This is a genomic window from Paenibacillus lacisediminis (assembly GCF_046567315.2).
The window spans coordinates 165356-181660 of sequence record NZ_JBKIAX020000003.1; the positions used below are offsets into that span (position 1 = coordinate 165356).

Annotated in this window: 16 protein-coding genes; 11 read left to right on the plus strand and 5 right to left on the minus strand. The window is 51.5% G+C overall.

All coding sequences use genetic code 11. The annotated features are described in order from the left end of the window. Positions 1-10 precede the first annotated feature (10 nt). From ACLD72_RS06955 to ACLD72_RS06965, 3 genes are all read left to right on the plus strand, one after another. Positions 11-658, plus strand: coding sequence for a response regulator (locus ACLD72_RS06955; RefSeq protein ID WP_128633452.1), 648 nt, complete (start codon positions 11-13; stop codon positions 656-658). Between the two features lie 15 nt (positions 659-673). Then, positions 674-1192 (plus strand): hemerythrin domain-containing protein, encoded by a 519-nt coding sequence (locus ACLD72_RS06960; RefSeq protein ID WP_411002239.1) that lies wholly within the window; start codon positions 674-676, stop codon positions 1190-1192. 194 nt (positions 1193-1386) lie between these two features. Then, positions 1387-2565, plus strand: a complete 1179-nt coding sequence (locus tag ACLD72_RS06965; protein ID WP_411002238.1) for a nitrate/nitrite transporter — start codon at positions 1387-1389, stop codon at positions 2563-2565. A gap of 77 nt (positions 2566-2642) precedes the next feature. On the opposite strand, the gene comA is transcribed toward ACLD72_RS06965, so the two are convergent. Together comA and ACLD72_RS06975 are read right to left on the minus strand one after the other, a co-directional pair. Continuing rightward, the gene (comA, locus tag ACLD72_RS06970) at positions 2643-3506 is read right to left on the minus strand and encodes a phosphosulfolactate synthase (protein WP_411002237.1); all 864 of its coding nucleotides are present in this window, start codon (positions 3504-3506) and stop codon (positions 2643-2645) included. A 109-nt stretch (positions 3507-3615) separates the two neighbouring features. Then, entirely contained in the window at positions 3616-4920 is a 1305-nt protein-coding gene (locus ACLD72_RS06975; RefSeq protein ID WP_411002236.1) for an MFS transporter, read from the minus strand. A gap of 154 nt (positions 4921-5074) precedes the next feature. On the opposite strand from ACLD72_RS06975, the gene ACLD72_RS06980 reads away from it, so the two are divergent. After that, positions 5075-5770 carry a 2-phosphosulfolactate phosphatase gene (locus tag ACLD72_RS06980; protein ID WP_411002250.1) on the plus strand — a complete coding sequence of 232 codons (696 nt, stop codon included), beginning with the start codon at positions 5075-5077 and terminating at the stop codon, positions 5768-5770. 457 nt (positions 5771-6227) lie between these two features. Here the strand turns inward: ACLD72_RS06980 and ACLD72_RS06985 are convergent, their stop codons facing one another. Next, complete coding sequence (locus tag ACLD72_RS06985) at positions 6228-6734, minus strand: DUF3231 family protein (RefSeq protein WP_411002235.1); 507 nt, start codon at positions 6732-6734, stop codon at positions 6228-6230. A gap of 125 nt (positions 6735-6859) precedes the next feature. On the opposite strand from ACLD72_RS06985, the gene ACLD72_RS06990 reads away from it, so the two are divergent. Together ACLD72_RS06990 and ACLD72_RS06995 are read left to right on the plus strand one after the other, a co-directional pair. After that, complete coding sequence (locus ACLD72_RS06990; protein WP_411002234.1) at positions 6860-7483, plus strand: RNA polymerase sigma factor; 624 nt, start codon at positions 6860-6862, stop codon at positions 7481-7483. Beyond that, complete coding sequence (locus ACLD72_RS06995) at positions 7447-8409, plus strand: hypothetical protein (protein WP_411002233.1); 963 nt, start codon at positions 7447-7449, stop codon at positions 8407-8409. The genes ACLD72_RS06990 and ACLD72_RS06995 overlap by 37 nt, the downstream gene beginning before the upstream one ends. Before the next feature lie 257 nt (positions 8410-8666). Here ACLD72_RS06995 and ACLD72_RS07000 read toward each other — a convergent pair whose 3' ends face one another. Then, positions 8667-9569 carry an aldo/keto reductase gene (locus tag ACLD72_RS07000; protein WP_411002232.1) on the minus strand — a complete coding sequence of 301 codons (903 nt, stop codon included), beginning with the start codon at positions 9567-9569 and terminating at the stop codon, positions 8667-8669. A gap of 35 nt (positions 9570-9604) precedes the next feature. Then, positions 9605-10465, minus strand: a complete 861-nt coding sequence (locus tag ACLD72_RS07005) for a YitT family protein (protein ID WP_411002231.1) — start codon at positions 10463-10465, stop codon at positions 9605-9607. Between the two features lie 266 nt (positions 10466-10731). Here ACLD72_RS07005 and bioB point away from each other — a divergent pair, with 266 nt between their 5' ends. From bioB to ACLD72_RS07030, 5 genes are all read left to right on the plus strand, one after another. Then, on the plus strand, positions 10732-11724 hold the full coding sequence (gene bioB / locus ACLD72_RS07010) for a biotin synthase BioB (RefSeq protein ID WP_411002230.1): 993 nt from the start codon (positions 10732-10734) through the stop codon (positions 11722-11724). Between the two features lie 80 nt (positions 11725-11804). Further along, positions 11805-12497: a response regulator transcription factor gene (locus tag ACLD72_RS07015; protein ID WP_411002229.1), complete on the plus strand. Its 693-nt coding sequence runs from the start codon at positions 11805-11807 to the stop codon at positions 12495-12497. Beyond that, positions 12494-13498, plus strand: coding sequence for a sensor histidine kinase (locus tag ACLD72_RS07020; RefSeq protein ID WP_411002228.1), 1005 nt, complete (start codon positions 12494-12496; stop codon positions 13496-13498). Before ACLD72_RS07015 ends, ACLD72_RS07020 begins: the two co-directional genes overlap by 4 nt. Positions 13499-13598: 100 nt before the next feature. After that, positions 13599-14354 carry an ABC transporter ATP-binding protein gene (locus ACLD72_RS07025; protein WP_251587694.1) on the plus strand — a complete coding sequence of 252 codons (756 nt, stop codon included), beginning with the start codon at positions 13599-13601 and terminating at the stop codon, positions 14352-14354. Then, the gene (locus ACLD72_RS07030; protein ID WP_411002227.1) at positions 14351-16285 is read left to right on the plus strand and encodes an FtsX-like permease family protein; all 1935 of its coding nucleotides are present in this window, start codon (positions 14351-14353) and stop codon (positions 16283-16285) included. The genes ACLD72_RS07025 and ACLD72_RS07030 overlap by 4 nt, the downstream gene beginning before the upstream one ends. The last annotated feature ends 20 nt before the right edge of the window (positions 16286-16305 follow it).

Sequence of the window (16305 nt, forward strand, 5' to 3'; positions counted from 1 at the left end):
GGATTGCGCAGTGAAAGTGTTAATTGCGGATGATCATGCCGTTGTCAGAAGCGGGTTTGCGATGATCATCAATTTTCAAGAGGATATGGAAGTCGTGGCTACGGCGGCGGATGGCCTGGAAGCGTACAAAATGGTCGCCAAGCACCGGCCCGACATTCTGCTGATGGACCTCAGCATGCCTCCCGGGGAAAGCGGCCTGATCGCCACGGCCAAGATCAACGAGGATTTTCCCGAAACCAAGATCATCATTCTGACGATGCATGACGACGAGGAATATTTATTCCATGTGCTTAAGAACGGCGCGCGCGGCTATGTGCTGAAAAATTCGCCGGACGAACAGCTTGTCACCGCCATTCGTATGGTGTATCAGGGCGGCGTTTATATCCATCCCAAACTTGCCACCTCCCTTGTCCGGGAGTTCATCGCCCATAATCAACAGCTTGATGAAGCCAGTCCATACCAGTTGCTATCGACCCGCGAAATCGAAATTTTGCCGCTCGTCGCCAAGGGGTACGGGAATAAGGAGATCGCCGAAATGCTGCATATCTCCGTCAAAACCGTGGAAGCCCACAAAGCGAAAATGATGGAAAAGCTGAACCTGAAAACAAGACCGGAGCTGGTGGAATACGCGCTCAAAAAAAAGCTCCTGGAATTTTAACGGAGGCTGGATTTCATGGAACAAGGAACGTTGCAAAGCGAAGCGCCCGCCATGCGCATCCTGGAAAACGAGCACCGCTATTTGGCGCATCTGATGAACGAGTGGCACGCGATCGTGTTGGGGCTCCAGAATGACCGGTATACGCCTGAGCAAGCCAAAGGTGAGTTAGTCCGTTTACGTAAGCTGCTGAACGATTTCAAGGCGCCTCTGCGCAAACATTTTCAGAAGGAAGAGGCCTATTTTTTTCCAAGGTTGGGGCAACATATTGGATATGAGCAAGGCCCGATCGTTTCGATCGAAAATGAGCATGAAGAAGTCTTCACCTACATCGATCATTTCCTTCATTATTCCGACGGCGAGTTCACGCTTGAGCAAATGAAGGCTCTTTCGCGGGATGCGGGCGAAGCCTTTGAAATCTTGACCGTCCATTTCGTTAAGGAAGAAACGGTGCTGTTTCCGATGACCGCGCAGGTCATGCGCAAAGCCGAACAAGAGCAGTTGTATAGGGAAATGTATAACTTAATTGTTGAATAGTCCCTATATAAAAATGAGCAGCCCATAAACATCGATTGATGATTATGGGCTTTTTCGTGTCGAAATGGTTACATAAGGGAGTTTCTTGGGCGGATCAGGGGAAATCCCTATTCAGGCGTATGGAACTTATACGCTAAGATACGGGTGGGGAATCTGATTATGGTTCATTCAGTAATATGGGAAAGGTGATCTATGTGATAAGAAAAGTTCAATTACCACTGCAAACGTTAAATCTCATCGTCGGTTTTGCCGTATGGGTGATCATCTCTTCGCTTGTGTCGTTTATGGGCGAAGACATCAACATCCCGCCCGACAAGGTGGCGATCATCACGGCCATTCCGGTCGTGCTCGGTTCGGTACTGCGTATACCCATCGGTTATTACACGAACATCTTTGGGGCCCGGATCGTCTTTTTGATCAGCTTCATTTTATTGCTGTTTCCGGTGTACTACATCAGCGAAGCGAAGTCATACGTGGATCTGATCATTGGCGGATTGTTCCTCGGGATCGGCGGCGCCGTATTTTCCGTCGGCGTCACGTCGATTCCGAAATACTACCCTAAAGAACGCCATGGCCTGGTGAACGGCATATACGGATTAGGGAATTTGGGGACGGCCGTCACCTCTTTTTCGGCGCCCGTTATCGCTACGCAAATCGGCTGGACGATGACCGTAAAGCTGTATCTGGTTGTGCTGCTGGTGTTTGCGGCTCTGAATTTTCTCCTGGGCGACCGTAAGGAAGTCAAAGTGAAAACGTCGTTAAAGGAACAAATCAAAGGCGTGTACAAAAATGAAAAGCTGTGGCTGTTTTCGCTGCTCTATTTTATTACGTTTGGCTCGTTTGTCGCTTTTACCGTGTATTTGCCCAATTTCCTCGTCACGAACTTTGGCCTCGACAAAGTTGACGCAGGGATGCGGACGGCCGGCTTCATCGCGCTCGCTACGTTCATGCGCCCGGTTGGCGGTTGGCTGGCGGACCGCTTTAACGCGCTGTATCTGCTGGTCGGCGTCTTCTCGGCCTTTACGTTGGCCGCGATCGTGCTGGCTTTCTCGCCGACGTTTACCTTATATACGGTCGGCTGCCTCGTTATCGCGATCGCCGCAGGGTGCGGGAACGGGGTGATCTTTAAGCTGGTGCCGCAATATTTCAACAAGCAGGCCGGCATCGTCAACGGGATCGTTTCGATGATGGGCGGACTTGGCGGATTTTTCCCGCCGCTGCTGTTGTCTTACATCCATTCCGTAACCGGGCAGTATTCGATTGGATTTATGCTGTTGTCGCAGGTGGCGCTGGCCAGCGTGATCCTCGTTCTCTGGATGCTCTACCATGACAAGGCGGGATCGGCGGCGGAAACGTCCAGTATCAGCAATTAAAGACAGCCGATTTTTAGGGGAACAGCCTTGGCCGATCATCAACGATCAGGCCAAGGCTGTCTTATATTGCGCGATGTTTAGATCACGTAAAAAAATTCCTTCGCTGCCGTTTGCTTAACGCCAAATTCGAAGGTATCCTGGCGCAGTCCCCGCCGCATTGTCTCGAGCGACAAAATATCGGCCGGAGGGATATTTCCCAGGTGCACATCCGAGCCGAATTTTCGCAACAGCAGCACTTGTTGATGCTTCAGCGGGGCCTCCCACATTAGCCTGCGAGAATCAGGCACAAATTCGAGAATATTGTCGACAATTTCCATGCGGCAATCGCCATTATCATCGAAAATGCCGACGCCGCATCCCGACTCGCGGGCCTCCACGGTCATCAACTCGGCGCCGGCCTCCAGATCGGCCTCCTGGGTCTCCGCCAGATGAGTGGCATCGATGAGCGATCCGGTCAACTTTTTGCCGAATTCCGTAACGACCCGGAGTCCGTGTTTTTTGCCTTCATGAATCAGTTCGGTGCGTTTTTTGCGCGGAAGCTCGATCGTGCCGTCGGATACTTCAATCCCGTTAAAGCCAAGGCTGCAGACCGCGTCAAAGAAAGCCGGAACGGCATCTTGCTGAACGGCCGTTTCCAGCATCGTACCGCCGGGCATCACCATCAGGCCGTGCCGTTTGGCCAAATTGATCTTGTATAGCAGCAGCTCCGTGCTGTACAGCGGGGTCGTGCCAAAGCCGAATTTAACGCAATCGACATAGGGAGAACCCAGCTCGACAAAATCCGCAAACGCATTTCTGCCCAATCCTTTATCGATGATCATCGTGAGGCCGCGGCTCATTGCCTCCAACGGTTGACGGTTGCCCTCGCCCGGGGCTTGACGGCGCAGTCCGCTCGGGTCGCTCAGCTCGGGGGGCCAAACTGCACGCAACGTACTATTCATCTTGCAATCTCCTCATTTCTTTAAACTTATCTGTGATCCAATGTCTTAGGCATATTATGCGTTTGCCCCCCGGCAGGTGCCCATCTTTTGACAAAAGCGAATAGCGGATTCAGCTGACTTTGCGCGGCGGCCGGATCAGGAAAAAGACCAGCCCTAGCGTAATCAACGATAAAACCGAGACAGAAATAAACACCAGATAATCCGACTTGTCCATCATCCAGCCGAATAACGGCGGTCCGAAGGCGACTCCTAAAAAACGCAGGCTGTTGTAGAGGGAAGTGATCATGCCCCGTTCGCTTTTTTGCACCGCCCCGGTAATGATCGTATTTAGACAGGGCAGGAGCATACCCGTACCGATGCTGCTGACCGTAAGCAGGCCGATAAATAAGTAAATGTTTTTGAAGAAAAAAATCGTAGCCCCGAGCGCCAGCGTCATCAAAAGCAGCCCGATATTCATGAGCCAGCGCATCAGCGTGCCTTTTTTCTTGATCAAACTCCCGGTCGTATAGGAGGTAATGACCATGCCAAGCAGGGGAATGGCCAAAATCAAACCTTTGACGACTCCGTCTATGTTGTAAGGCGGGTCTTCCAAAATGTTGGACAAATAAAACAGTACGCCGAACAAAATGAACAGTCCCAAGGAACCGGCAAAAAAACAAGTGATTAGCCAACTGCCTTTTTTGCTGAAAACTTCTCCAATTTTGTGAATGTATTTCCTCAGCTCCTGCTTCTGCTCATGTTTTGGTTCCTTAATCAAAAACAAGACAGCAAGCAAAGAAATGAGACAAAACGCAGGAAATGCGAAAAAAGAAGCGTACCAGACGATTAACACGAGCAGGGAGCCGATGATCGGACTAAGCACTTTCCCCGACCCGTTGGCGGCCTCAACCAGGCCCAAGGCTTTACTCTCCATGCCGCCTTTATAGAGATCGCCAACCAAAGCCATCGCGATGGGAGCGGTGCCGGCGGCCGCCATGCCCTGGACCGCTCTGGCGGCGATAATTACCCCGTAGGAATCCCAAATCGCTCCGAAGCCGGCCAATACGCCCGCCCCGCCGTAGACGATCAAAGCGGGGATGATGATCATTTTCCGCCCAAACTGGTCGGACAGATAACCGATCACCGGAATGAAGAGAGCGGCGGCCAGTGAGAAAATCGATATGACCAAGCTGCTTTGGAATTTGCTGATTCCAAGCTGCCGCTGCATTTCCGGAAGCACGGGCACGAGCATCGAATTGCCGAACACCTGCACGATCGGAATCGTGGCGATGGCGATAAATTCCCAAATGCGGCCTTTGGATTCGCTGCCGGACTGTTCCTTTGCCTCCTCCGCTTCTTTCGATTTGTGGTCCGGGGTGAGGCGTATATCGCTTTCGAACGAAATATTCAGCTTGCGTGATTTGGTCTTTTCCATGTGAATTAGCTCCTCAGATCGGCAAAATGTAAACACATAATTAACAAGTTCATTATTTGTTATTCTTACGGAAGGTATTCATCACAGGGCCGTTGCACCATTTAAGCCGGGTTAGGCATAAGCTGATAATGCTCGGGAAGAAGGGAGGAACATGTTGAATATCGAGATCATGCAGGGGGGCGGCCGGATGCCCGCAGCTTCGGATATCAACGTGGTGATTGACGTCATACGGGCATTTACGGTCGCTCATCAGGCGTTCATTCATGGCATTAAAGGCATCTTTCTCGCGGCGACGCCGGAGGAAGCTTTTTGCTTGAAAAAGGAAACAGAGGGATGTCTGCTGGCGGGAGAGGAAAAGGGGCTGCTTATCGGCGGTTTTGATCTTGACAACTCCCCGGCGCGAATCGGGCGGGCCGACCTTCAGGGGAAGTTTTTGGCCCAGAAAACGACCAATGGCGTAAAAGCGGCGCTGCACGCGCTGAATGCCCGGCTCGTTTTGGTTACGGGGTTTTCAAACGCCAGGACGACCGCGGAGTATATCAAAGCAAAATGGCTTAAATCCAACCCCTCCATCACGATCAACATCATCGCCTCGCATCCGACGGGGGACGATGACCTGGCCTGCGCGCAGTATATTTCCGGCATTCTTCGCGAAACCTTTGCACCCTCGGCGGAAGAAACCAAGTTAAGGATACTTAACTCCGAAGCGGCCCAAAAGTTTTATGATCCCGGCAGGCCGGAATTTTTGCCCGAGGACATGGCATTTTGCAGTGCGGAGCTGCGCTCGGATTTCGTGATGGCCGTGAACCGCCGAAATGGCGTTCCTTTCGTGGAAAAAGTTATAGTTTAAATAAGGCTCAACCTAATAATCAGCGCTTGACAGGTCAAGCCGGTAACCGATCGAGGCAAGAAATATCGGAAGGGCGATGAAAGCTTAGGATAGGGGAAGCCGGTGAGTTGGTCGGCAGATCAACATCCGCTGTCCGGACGCTTTGCACGATTATCCCTTTTGATCCGAAAGCAGAGAGAAAGATAAATTCAGGAGAGGAAAATAGGTTTGGGAGAAGCAGACCTGACGGGAGGAATGGGGGAAGATACCGGGAAAAATGAACTGACCGTGATTAGCTCCGCACCCTCTACCCACTGAACAAAAGGGATAATCGTGCAAAGCAGCATGCAGGGATACCAAGACATTTATTTTTCAAGCACTAATCTCGGTTTTGAGCCTTAAATAAGGTAAGAGAATAACGAATTTTCGGGGGAAGTTTGGTTCCGTCGTTATTCTCTTTTGTTTTTGGTATCTGTCGTTATTCCGGTTTTTTGACGAGCAATGGAGGAGGGACAAGCCATCCCTTTTCTTTATTCAAGCGAAGAACTCGCAGGCCGAATCCGGTTTTTGTGTTGTGATATTTGGCAAATAAAGCGCCAATGTCCTCCCGGATGGACATGCCCATCGCCGCGCTGCATCCCGCCAATCCTGCCGCGATATCCATGGCGAGCTTTGCGCCGATTTCCGGATCGGCAAACCGGGCCCCGGCCGGAATATCTTCCAGCTTGGCTTCGGGACGTTCCGCCAGCATGGGAGGCGGTGTAATCCCAGCTTCGCTTAACAGCTTGTCGAACTCTTTGATTTCCAGCTTGGCTTGATCGATCAAGTCGCCAAGCAATTCTTTCAGCTCCTTATCGCCGGCATGATAAGTAAACGCTTGATAACACGACAGCATCATCTTCGCGCCCATGGAGCTTTCCCAAAGCGTAAATATTTCTCCGTAATGCATCGGTTCATTTTTCGGATTCCCATCCAAAACGCCCATTGTTTTATCCCCTTAAATTTATTTTTTGGTTGAACAGGACTATTGTGCCCAATTGCGCGAAATCTTTTTTGATCGAAGGCACTTTTTGTTTGCTTCATGTGTTATAAACATAGAAACCCAGGGAGGTGAACGAAACGTTACAGGAACATAAACCGCCGGAAAACTTACGGGATCCCGGGCATATTGAAAAAATTGTCCAGCGGATTCAGCAGGGGGAAAGGGAAGAGTTTGCGCTGATCGTACAGGTGTTTCAGCAGCATATTTTTCGCTATTGCTGCCGTCTGCTCGGAAACCGCCAGGACGCCGAGGATGCCGTACAGGATGTTTTGTTCAAGGCGTATCAGTCCATAAGGCGGTACAAGCCCACGGCCAGCTTCGCGTCTTGGTTATACAGAATTGCTTGCAACCATTGTCTGAATCTCTTGCGCAGACGCCGGATGCAGAGCCGTTTGCTGCGTATTTTCAAACCGGAGACTACTTCCGGGAGCCCGGAACAAAAGATAGAGGAGAGCTTGTACAGCGAATCCTTGCAAGCGGCGCTTATGAAGTTAACGCTGGAGGAGCGGAATATGCTGGTGCTGCGGGTTTTTGAACAGCTTAGCTATCAGGAGATGAGCGAAATCCTGCAGGTTAGTCCCAATGCCCTGAACAAACGCATGAAGAAGACGATGAACAAAATGAAGGCCTACATGGAGAAAAAGGAGGAGATGGAATGCAATACGGAATCGGTAATGAGTACGAAAATATAATTCAAGAGGCTGTGCCTGCGAAAAATTTGCCGGAAATTGAGGTAACGGAGCAGGTGATGCGCCGCATTCGCGAGTCCGAATGGAAAGCGCCGAACAACCGCAGCCGCTGGTTTAGCCGCACCGGAGCTTTTACGGCCGCGTTAACGCTGCTGTTCATCTCCTTAACGGCTTATGCCGCTTCCGAATGGATTCAAATCCGCAATGCAACAGGAGAGATTAAAGTACAATATGCCGCGCCGGATCTTACAAGGGAGCAGGGTTCCTATGACAAATTTGAGCATAAAGCGCTGAAACTTGCCAAACCGGGCGAATTGATCGCTTATTATGTGAACAGCGATAAGGCCGCGGATGACCCTAGCGCCAAGGAAAAGCTGCAGTTTGCTTACAAGGAGCGCCGGATCAGCGACTACGACGCATTTTTGGCGGAAATGAAGAGGACGGGTTCGCCGATGCTGCCCGAAATGTTAGCGGGATATCCTTTTGAATACGGTGCGGTTAGCGCGCATATTCCTATCGATGCTGAAATAAAAAACTCTGAGGTATATGCTCAAGCGCATAAGGAATTGAAAGCTAAAGCCGAAGCACCGGGCGGGAGCGGATTTGCCGCAAAAGTGATTCCATGGACGGAAGCTGGTGCCGTACAGGGGAAATATACGCTAGATAACGCTCATATTGTAATCAGCGCCGTAATGCTTCGCGGCGGAAAGCTTACGCAGGAGCAGGAAGACAAGGCAGAGCTGATTTCGGTAGAAGGCAGGAACCTAATTTATAACGATGTAGAAAAAGAGAATAGAAGCTATCATTACCTTACATGGTACAACGAACAGCAGGATGCTTACTATCTCTTATCCACTTTCGGCGGGCACGCGCTAACCAAGGAACAGCTCGTGAAGTTGGCCGGGGAATTATTCCGGGGCGGGCTTTGAAAAAATTCAAATGGGGGAGTTGGCCGGTGGTCGTTTTTAAAAAGCCTGCTGCTGGGACGACGATGAACCGTCAGCCTTCAAAATAGCGGTACTTTATGTACTTATAATCCGGAGCCAGGCATGTTCCCACTCATTAGCGCCATTTTTTGTACTTATTTTTCCGCTGGGGTTTCCCAGGTCAACTCCAACTAATCCGTCAGCAACACGATAACGCGCGCCGAGAGAAGCTTGCATTAAGGCCCTTGCAACGCCAGCCGTTACCGGTGCTGCGCGTACACGTTCACTTTACTCGCCTGGCGGATCAGCTGGACTTCCTCGGCGGACAGTGCCGGAACGTCAGCAGCGGCGATGTTTTGAAGCAATTGCTCCCTGGAGCTGGCGCCGGGAATCACGACGGCCACCGCAGGGTGGGCTAGGGAATAGCGGATCGCCAGTTGCGTCAGGCTGCGCCCTTCGGTCTCCAGCTCCTTAAGCTGTTTGCGCAGCGCGATCAGTTCTTCCGGCGCATAATCGAGAACGCCTTTGACGGGCTCCCTCCCGGCGGCGAGTGCGCCGCTGGCCAGCGGACCGCGGGCAATGACGCTGATTTCCTTTTCCTGGAGCAATGGAAGCACGGCTTCCTCGGCCCGCCGGTCTATGATGCTGTATTGATTCATGACGCTGACGATGGATGAACGGGCGGCATATTCACGGATTACGTTGGGGCGAATGGAGGAAATGCCGTACTCCCGAATGACGCCTTCGCGCTTCAATTGCTCAAACGCTTCAATCGTCTCATCGAGCGGATCTTCGATGGTTCCTCCGTGAAGCTGGTATAAGTCGATATAATCCGTGCCGAGTCTGCGCAAGCTTTCCTTTACGGCTGACAAAATATAGGTTTTGGAAGGGTCCCACACCCAGCCATCCTGGCCGGGGATTATCCGGTTGCCTACTTTGGTCGCCAGCACGACCCGATCCCGGCGTCCCCGAATCGCCTTGCCGATGATCTCCTCGTTGCGCCCGCTGTCGTACAAATCTGAGGTATCGAGAAAGTTGACACCCAGATCCAGCGCCTCATGGATAAGCGGCACGGCTTTGGTTTCGTCCGTCCCCAAAGTCATGCAGCCCAGTCCGATTTCGCCGACAAGCAAATCGGATGCGCCCAAACGGTTCATTTTCATGTGATCCAGCTCCTTATTGGCGGGTGTCGCCGTTTTTAGTGGATGTCGCGTTTTTTGAAGTTTCCTCCGCGCACTTCGGATACGTCGGAGACAACGACAAATGCGCTGTGATCGATGTCTTTAATGATGGAGAGCAGCTTGGTTTCTTCCATGCGGTTGATGACGCAATTTAAGATTTCAGTTTCTTCCTTTGAGTACCCGCCCCGGCCTGGGGTATAGGTAACACTTCGGCCCAAACGGGATTGAATCGCTTCCCCGAGCTCTTCCGATTTGCTGCTGATCACTTTGACCGACTTCGATTTCTCCAAACCAACCTGAATGATGTCGATGACATTTTTGGCGATATAATAGGTTAATGCCGAATAGAGGGCGTTTTCCAGACCGTAAATAAAGCCCGCGCCCGTAAAAATAAAAGCGTTGATCACAAGGATAATGTCGCCGACGGAGAACGGAATTTTGCGGGAAAGCAGCACCGCGAGCACTTCCGATCCATCCATGGCGCCTCCGCTGCGAAGCACGATCCCGATTCCGACGCCGATCAGCAGCCCCCCAGCCAAGACGACAAGCAAAGGATCTTTAGGTCCCAAAATCGGTTTAATATGATGCATAAGCACAGTGGAAACCGACAGCGCCACAATGCCGATACTGCTCATAATCGCGAATGTTTTTCCGACCTGTTTGTAACCGATGTAGACGAACGGAATATTTAAAACAAACAGCAAAATGCCGAGGGAAATGCCGAACAGGTCGGAGCCCATGATGCTCAAGCCGGTAACGCCGCCGTCAATGACATCGTTGGGGATCAGAACGGCTTCCAGGCCGTATCCGGTAATCACTGCCCCAATGATGATCATGATGACTCTGCGAATCCATTCGAATATTTTATTTTTTTTCATACGATTGCTCCTTAGAAGTTTGATATATTCATTATAGCATCATTCATGGGGTTAACCAATTCGCTAAAATTTAAAATGAACATCATGTTCAATCTGCAATCGCATCTATCAATGAAAATAGACGTGGCGTATAGTTTGTCCCCGAAAAAGGTTCTTTGCATAACCGGTTTCTTTTGTTAAAATTTACTGGACATATTGTTAACCCATTCAATGGTTTTTGGTTGACAATTAAGCGATAGTGTTAATATCCGAAGGGATGGGATGACATGATAAAAGCGGATGGGCCATGGGATGCTTACGTTACAAAGGCGCTTCATGGGGATTGCATTACGATGGAAGAAGGGCTGGCCGTGCTTCAGGCGGAGGATGATGAATTGCTCCCCCTGATGGAAGCGGCTTTTCAAATCAGAAAACATTATTTCGGCAAAAAAGTAAAGCTGAATATGATCATTAACGCCAAAAGCGGACTTTGCCCGGAGGACTGCGGTTATTGCTCGCAATCGATCATCTCGGCGGCCCCGGTCACCAAATACACGCTGCTGGATAAAGAGACGCTGCTGGCCGGCGCGCGCGAAGCGATGCAGCGCCAAGCAGGAACCTACTGCATCGTGGCGTCCGGCAGAGGGCCGACGGACAAGGAGCTGGAGCAGATCGCGGAGGCAGTGAAAGAAATCCGGGAGACCATGCCGCTCAAAATATGCGCCTGCCTTGGCCTGCTGAAAGCGGATCAGGCTAGGCGCCTGTCGGAAGCGGGAGTTCACCGCTATAACCATAATTTGAATACGAACAGGACGAATTATCCGTCCATCACAACCACTCATACCTACGATCAGCGTCTCGAAACGGTGGAAACCGCCAAGGCCCACGGCTTGTCCCCTTGCTCCGGCGTGATCATCGGGATGGGGGAGACGGACCGGGAAATCGTGGAGATGGCGTTTGCGCTGCGCGAACTGGACGCCGATTCGATTCCGGTCAATTTTCTGAACGCCATCCCGGGAACGCCGCTGGAGCGGGCCGGACGGACACCGGCTCTCAAGGCCCTGAAAACGCTAGCTCTGTTCCGTTTCATTTGTCCGTCCAAGGAAATCCGCGTGGCCGGCGGCCGCGAAACGAGCCTCCGCTCGCTTCAGCCTTTGTCCTTGTACGCGGCCAATTCGCTGTTCGTCGGCGACTACTTGACGACCGCAGGGCAGGACGTTGCCCTCGATCACCGCATGATTGAGGATCTGGGCTTCGAGATTGAACTCACCGCGATTTAGACGTTAGGAGGATATAGCGCGGCTGTCCGTTTTCCATTACACTAAAAAAGAAAACGAAACGAACAAATGTGGTGATAGGCTTGTTTAACATTATGCTGATCGAAGATGATCGGACGCTTTTCCAGGAAATTAAAGCGCGGCTGGAGCAGTGGTCCTACGTGGTATATGGGGTTCGGGACTTCGGGGACGTGCTGCAGGAGTTTACGGCGATCCGTCCCGATCTGGTCGTGATCGATATTCAATTGCCGAAATATGACGGGTTCCACTGGTGCCGGATGATCCGGGCGCACTCTAAAGTACCGATTATTTTTCTGTCCTCGCGCGACCATCCTGCCGATATGGTGATGTCCATGCAGTTGGGGGCGGACGATTTTATCCAGAAGCCGTTTCATTTCGAAGTGCTGATCGCCAAAATCCAGGCGACGCTGCGGCGCGTGTACGACTACAATACGGAGCGGGTGGAGCTGCGGACGTGGCGCGGGGCCACGGTTGAGTACGTGCGGAATACGATCCGGAACGAGCAGGGAACGATCGAGCTGACGAAAAACGAAATGCTCATTTTAAAAATGCTGATCGAACATAAAAATCAGATTGTCAGCCGGGAAGAATTGATCCGGAGTTTGTGGGACAACGAGCACTTCGTCAGCGACAACACCTTGACGGTCAACGTGAACCGGCTGCGCAAAAAGCTGGAAGAAATCGGGCTGGGCGCTTATATCGAAACCAAGGTGGGACAAGGGTATATGGCGACGGAAGCGGCGGCTTTGCTATGATTTGGAAATTTTTCAGGGAACGGTTGAGCTGGATTTTGCTGATTCTCGGTTTACAGGTGCTGCTGGTATTCGTCGCGATAATTGACAAGTCGATTCCGCTCATGCCGATCCTTTACATCGTCTTTTTGTCGATGCTTTTGTTCGCTGTTTTTCTCTTTATACGTTATCCGAAAGAAACGAGGTTTTACAAGAGCCTTGCGGCCTGGGATGAGACGTACGATTTGTCCGCGATCGCCCGTCCCGACAGCCCGTTTGAAACGATTACGATGGACATGCTCAGCGAACAGACGGACAAATACCGGGAGGAAGCTTCAATCCATGTGGCCCGGCTGGAAGAGGAAAAAGACGAGCTGATGTCCTGGATTCATGAAGTCAAAACACCGCTTACCGCCATGCAGCTCATGATCGATCGGCTGGAGGAAGGAACGCTGAAGTCGCAGCTGAGGTACGAGTGGCTGCGCATCCACCTGCTGCTGGATCGCCAGCTGCATCAGAAGCGGATCGCTTTTATCGAAAATGACCGGTATATCGAGCGGACGGCGCTGGAGCCGATCTTGTACAAGGAGATCAAGGATTTGCAAGCCTGGTGCCTGCAAAAAGGCAGCGGTTTTGACGTGTCGCTAACGGTCAAGGAAGTGCTGACGGACGGCAAATGGCTTGGCTTCATCCTCCGGCAGCTGTTGAGCAATGCCGTAAAATACAGCGAGGCTTCCGATATCGCCATCGAAAGCGGAATGGAGGCCGGGCAAACCTGGCTGCGGATTCGCGATTTCGGGCGGGGCATCGATCCGAAGGATATGCCGCGCATCTTCGAGAAGGGTTTCACGTCGACGGCGGCGCATCAGGACAATGCGGCTACGGGAATGGGATTGTATTTGGCGAAAAAGGTTGCGGACTCGCTGTCCATCCGCATCGTGGCGGAATCGAGGCTGGGCGAGGGGAGCGTTTTTACCCTGTATTTTCCGCAAAGCAATGATTTCGTAAGTACACTGGGCATGTGACAACATTGTCACATGCCCAGTGTGTTTTGTTCGGCGAATCGCAGGACAGGGTAGGAGGCGATTGGATAAGATAGAGACAGAACCAAAGGAGTGATGGAAAGTGGTTATATTGGAAGCCAGCAAAGTTCATAAAAGCTACGGCAACAAATTCAATAAACAGGAGGTGCTGAAGGGGATCGACCTCAGCGTGGAAAAAGGCGAATTCGTCAGCATTATGGGGGCGTCCGGCTCCGGGAAAACAACCTTGCTGAACGTGCTCTCTTCTATCGACAAGGTCAGCCTCGGCAGCATCAAAATCGAAGGCAAGGAATTTACCGGCATGAAGGAAAAGGAACTGGCCGAGTTCCGAAAAGCGCATCTGGGCTTTATTTTTCAGGAATACAATCTGCTGGATACGCTGACGGTCAAGGAGAATGTGCTGCTGCCCTTGTCGATCAAAAAAGTGTCCCGGAAAGACGCGGATCATAAATTTCGCACAATCGCCACCGAGCTGGGGATTTACGAGCTGAAGGACAAATACCCGAACGAAATCTCCGGGGGGCAAAAGCAGCGGACGAGTGCCGCGCGAGCGTTTATCCATGATCCAAGCATCATTTTTGCCGATGAGCCAACCGGTGCGCTTGATTCGAAGTCGGCCTCCGATTTGCTGGGCAAGCTTAGCGAACTCAACCGGAAAATCGAAGCTACGATCATCATGGTCACCCACGATCCGGTGGCGGCCAGCTACTGCAGCCGGGTCGTGTTCATCAAGGACGGGCAAAACTACTCGCAGCTGGTGAAGGGTGAAGAATCGAGGCAGGCCTTTTTCAACGACATTATCAAGGCTCAGGGCGTATTGGGCGGTGTCCAGGGATGAGCTTAAACCAGTTGATATACCGCAATTTGAAGAAAAACATCAAAAACTATTATCTGTACGTATTCGCCCTTATTTTCAGCGTCGCTTTGTATTTCGCGTTTGTGACCCTGCAGTACGATCCGGCGCTCGATGAAATGAAGGGCTCCGTCAAAGGCGCCGCGGGGCTTGCCGCCGCCTCGGTGCTGCTCGTGGCGATCGTGGCGATTTTTTTGCTGTATGCCAACACGATATTTATCAAGCGCCGGGGGAAAGAAATCGGGTTGTTTCAATTAATCGGGTTAACGAAGGGGAAAATCTTCCGGATTTTGAGCAGCGAAAACCTGATCCTGTATTTCGGTTCCATGCTGATCGGTATTTTCGTCGGCTTTTCCTGCTCCAGGCTGCTTTTGATGGTCTTGTTTAGAGTGATCGGTTTGGATGCGCAGGCAAAGCTCAACTTTTCGCCGCAGGCGCTGCTGCAAACCATTATCGTCTTCGCGGCGATTTATTTGCTGATCATGCTCATGAACTACACATTCATTAAACGGCAGAGCATCCTGTCCCTTTTCCGGGTCATGTCTTCAACGGAGGATAAGTACCGGGAAATACGCTTCATCGAAGTCATCATCGGTTTGCTCGGAATCGGGCTAATCCTCTATGGATATCAGATGTCGACCCGATTGTTCAGCGGCGCCTTCAACGATGCGGGTACGCTGTTTATGGCGATGATCCTGATTTTGGGTTCCGTCATTATCGGGACGTATTTATTCTATAAAGGGTCGGTCAGCGTCTTATTCAATCTGGTGCGCAAAGCGAAGGGCGGATATTTGTCGCTCAACGAGGTGCTCTCGCTTTCTTCGATCATGTTCCGGATGAAATCCAACGCTCTGCTGCTGACGATCATCACAACTCTGTCGGCGCTGGCGATCGGCCTTCTGTCGCTCAGTTACATCGCGTATTATTCCGCGCAGACAACGGCCGAGCAATCCGTGCCGAATCACTTTTCCCTGCTGGGTGCCAAGGATGTCGCCGCGTATGAGCAGACGCTCCGGCAGGAGAACATCGAGTATAAGGAAACCAAACGCGAGGTTCTTGAGATAGACGCTGACGTCTCCCAAATCATCGGCGTTAGCAATGAAGGCAAAAGCGGCGGGATCATGACGCTATCGGTCGTCAGCGACCAAACAGTGGCCGGCGTGGACGTCGGCCCTGGAGAAGCCCTCTTTACCGGTTCGAGCGATGCGATGCAGCAGTTTATGGCGATCCGGTCGACGGGTGAATTGACGCTCAAGGGACAAACTAAGGAAGTTCAATTAAAGCTGACCGGGATGAATAAAGATACGGTGATCTCGAGCTATTTTTCGTATGGGGTGCCTACGGTTATTGTGGATCAGACGGTGTTTGAGCAGATGGCGAAGGATTTGGATCCGGATCTCCAAAGGGAATACCCTGTATATTATGGGATCGATATCGTTGACCCCGAGCGGCTGAACCAGGCTAACGAGCTATATATGCGGAGCTTTGGGGATGAATTCGGCGAGATGTCCCAGCCGCAGTTTATCGCCGAACAAAAAGGCACCATGGGTCTGATCATGTTCATCGTAGGCTTTCTCGGGTTGACCTTCCTGATCACTTCGGGCTGCATCTTGTATTTCAAGCAAATGGGTGAAGGGGAGGAGGAGAAACCGAGCTACACGATATTAAGGAAACTCGGGTTTACGCAGGGGAACCTGCTTCGCGGCATTCAAATCAAGCAGTTGTTCAGCTTCGGCATTCCGCTGGCCGTCGGCTTGTCCCACAGTTATTTTGCCGTCAAATCCGGCTGGTTTTTCTTTGGGACCGAGCTGTGGATGCCGATGATTCTAGTGATGCTGCTGTACACGGGTTTGTATTCTGTCTTTGGACTACTGTCCGTTATGTTCTATAAACGGGTTATTAAAGAATCGCTGTAACACCTAAACTCCGGTCCTGC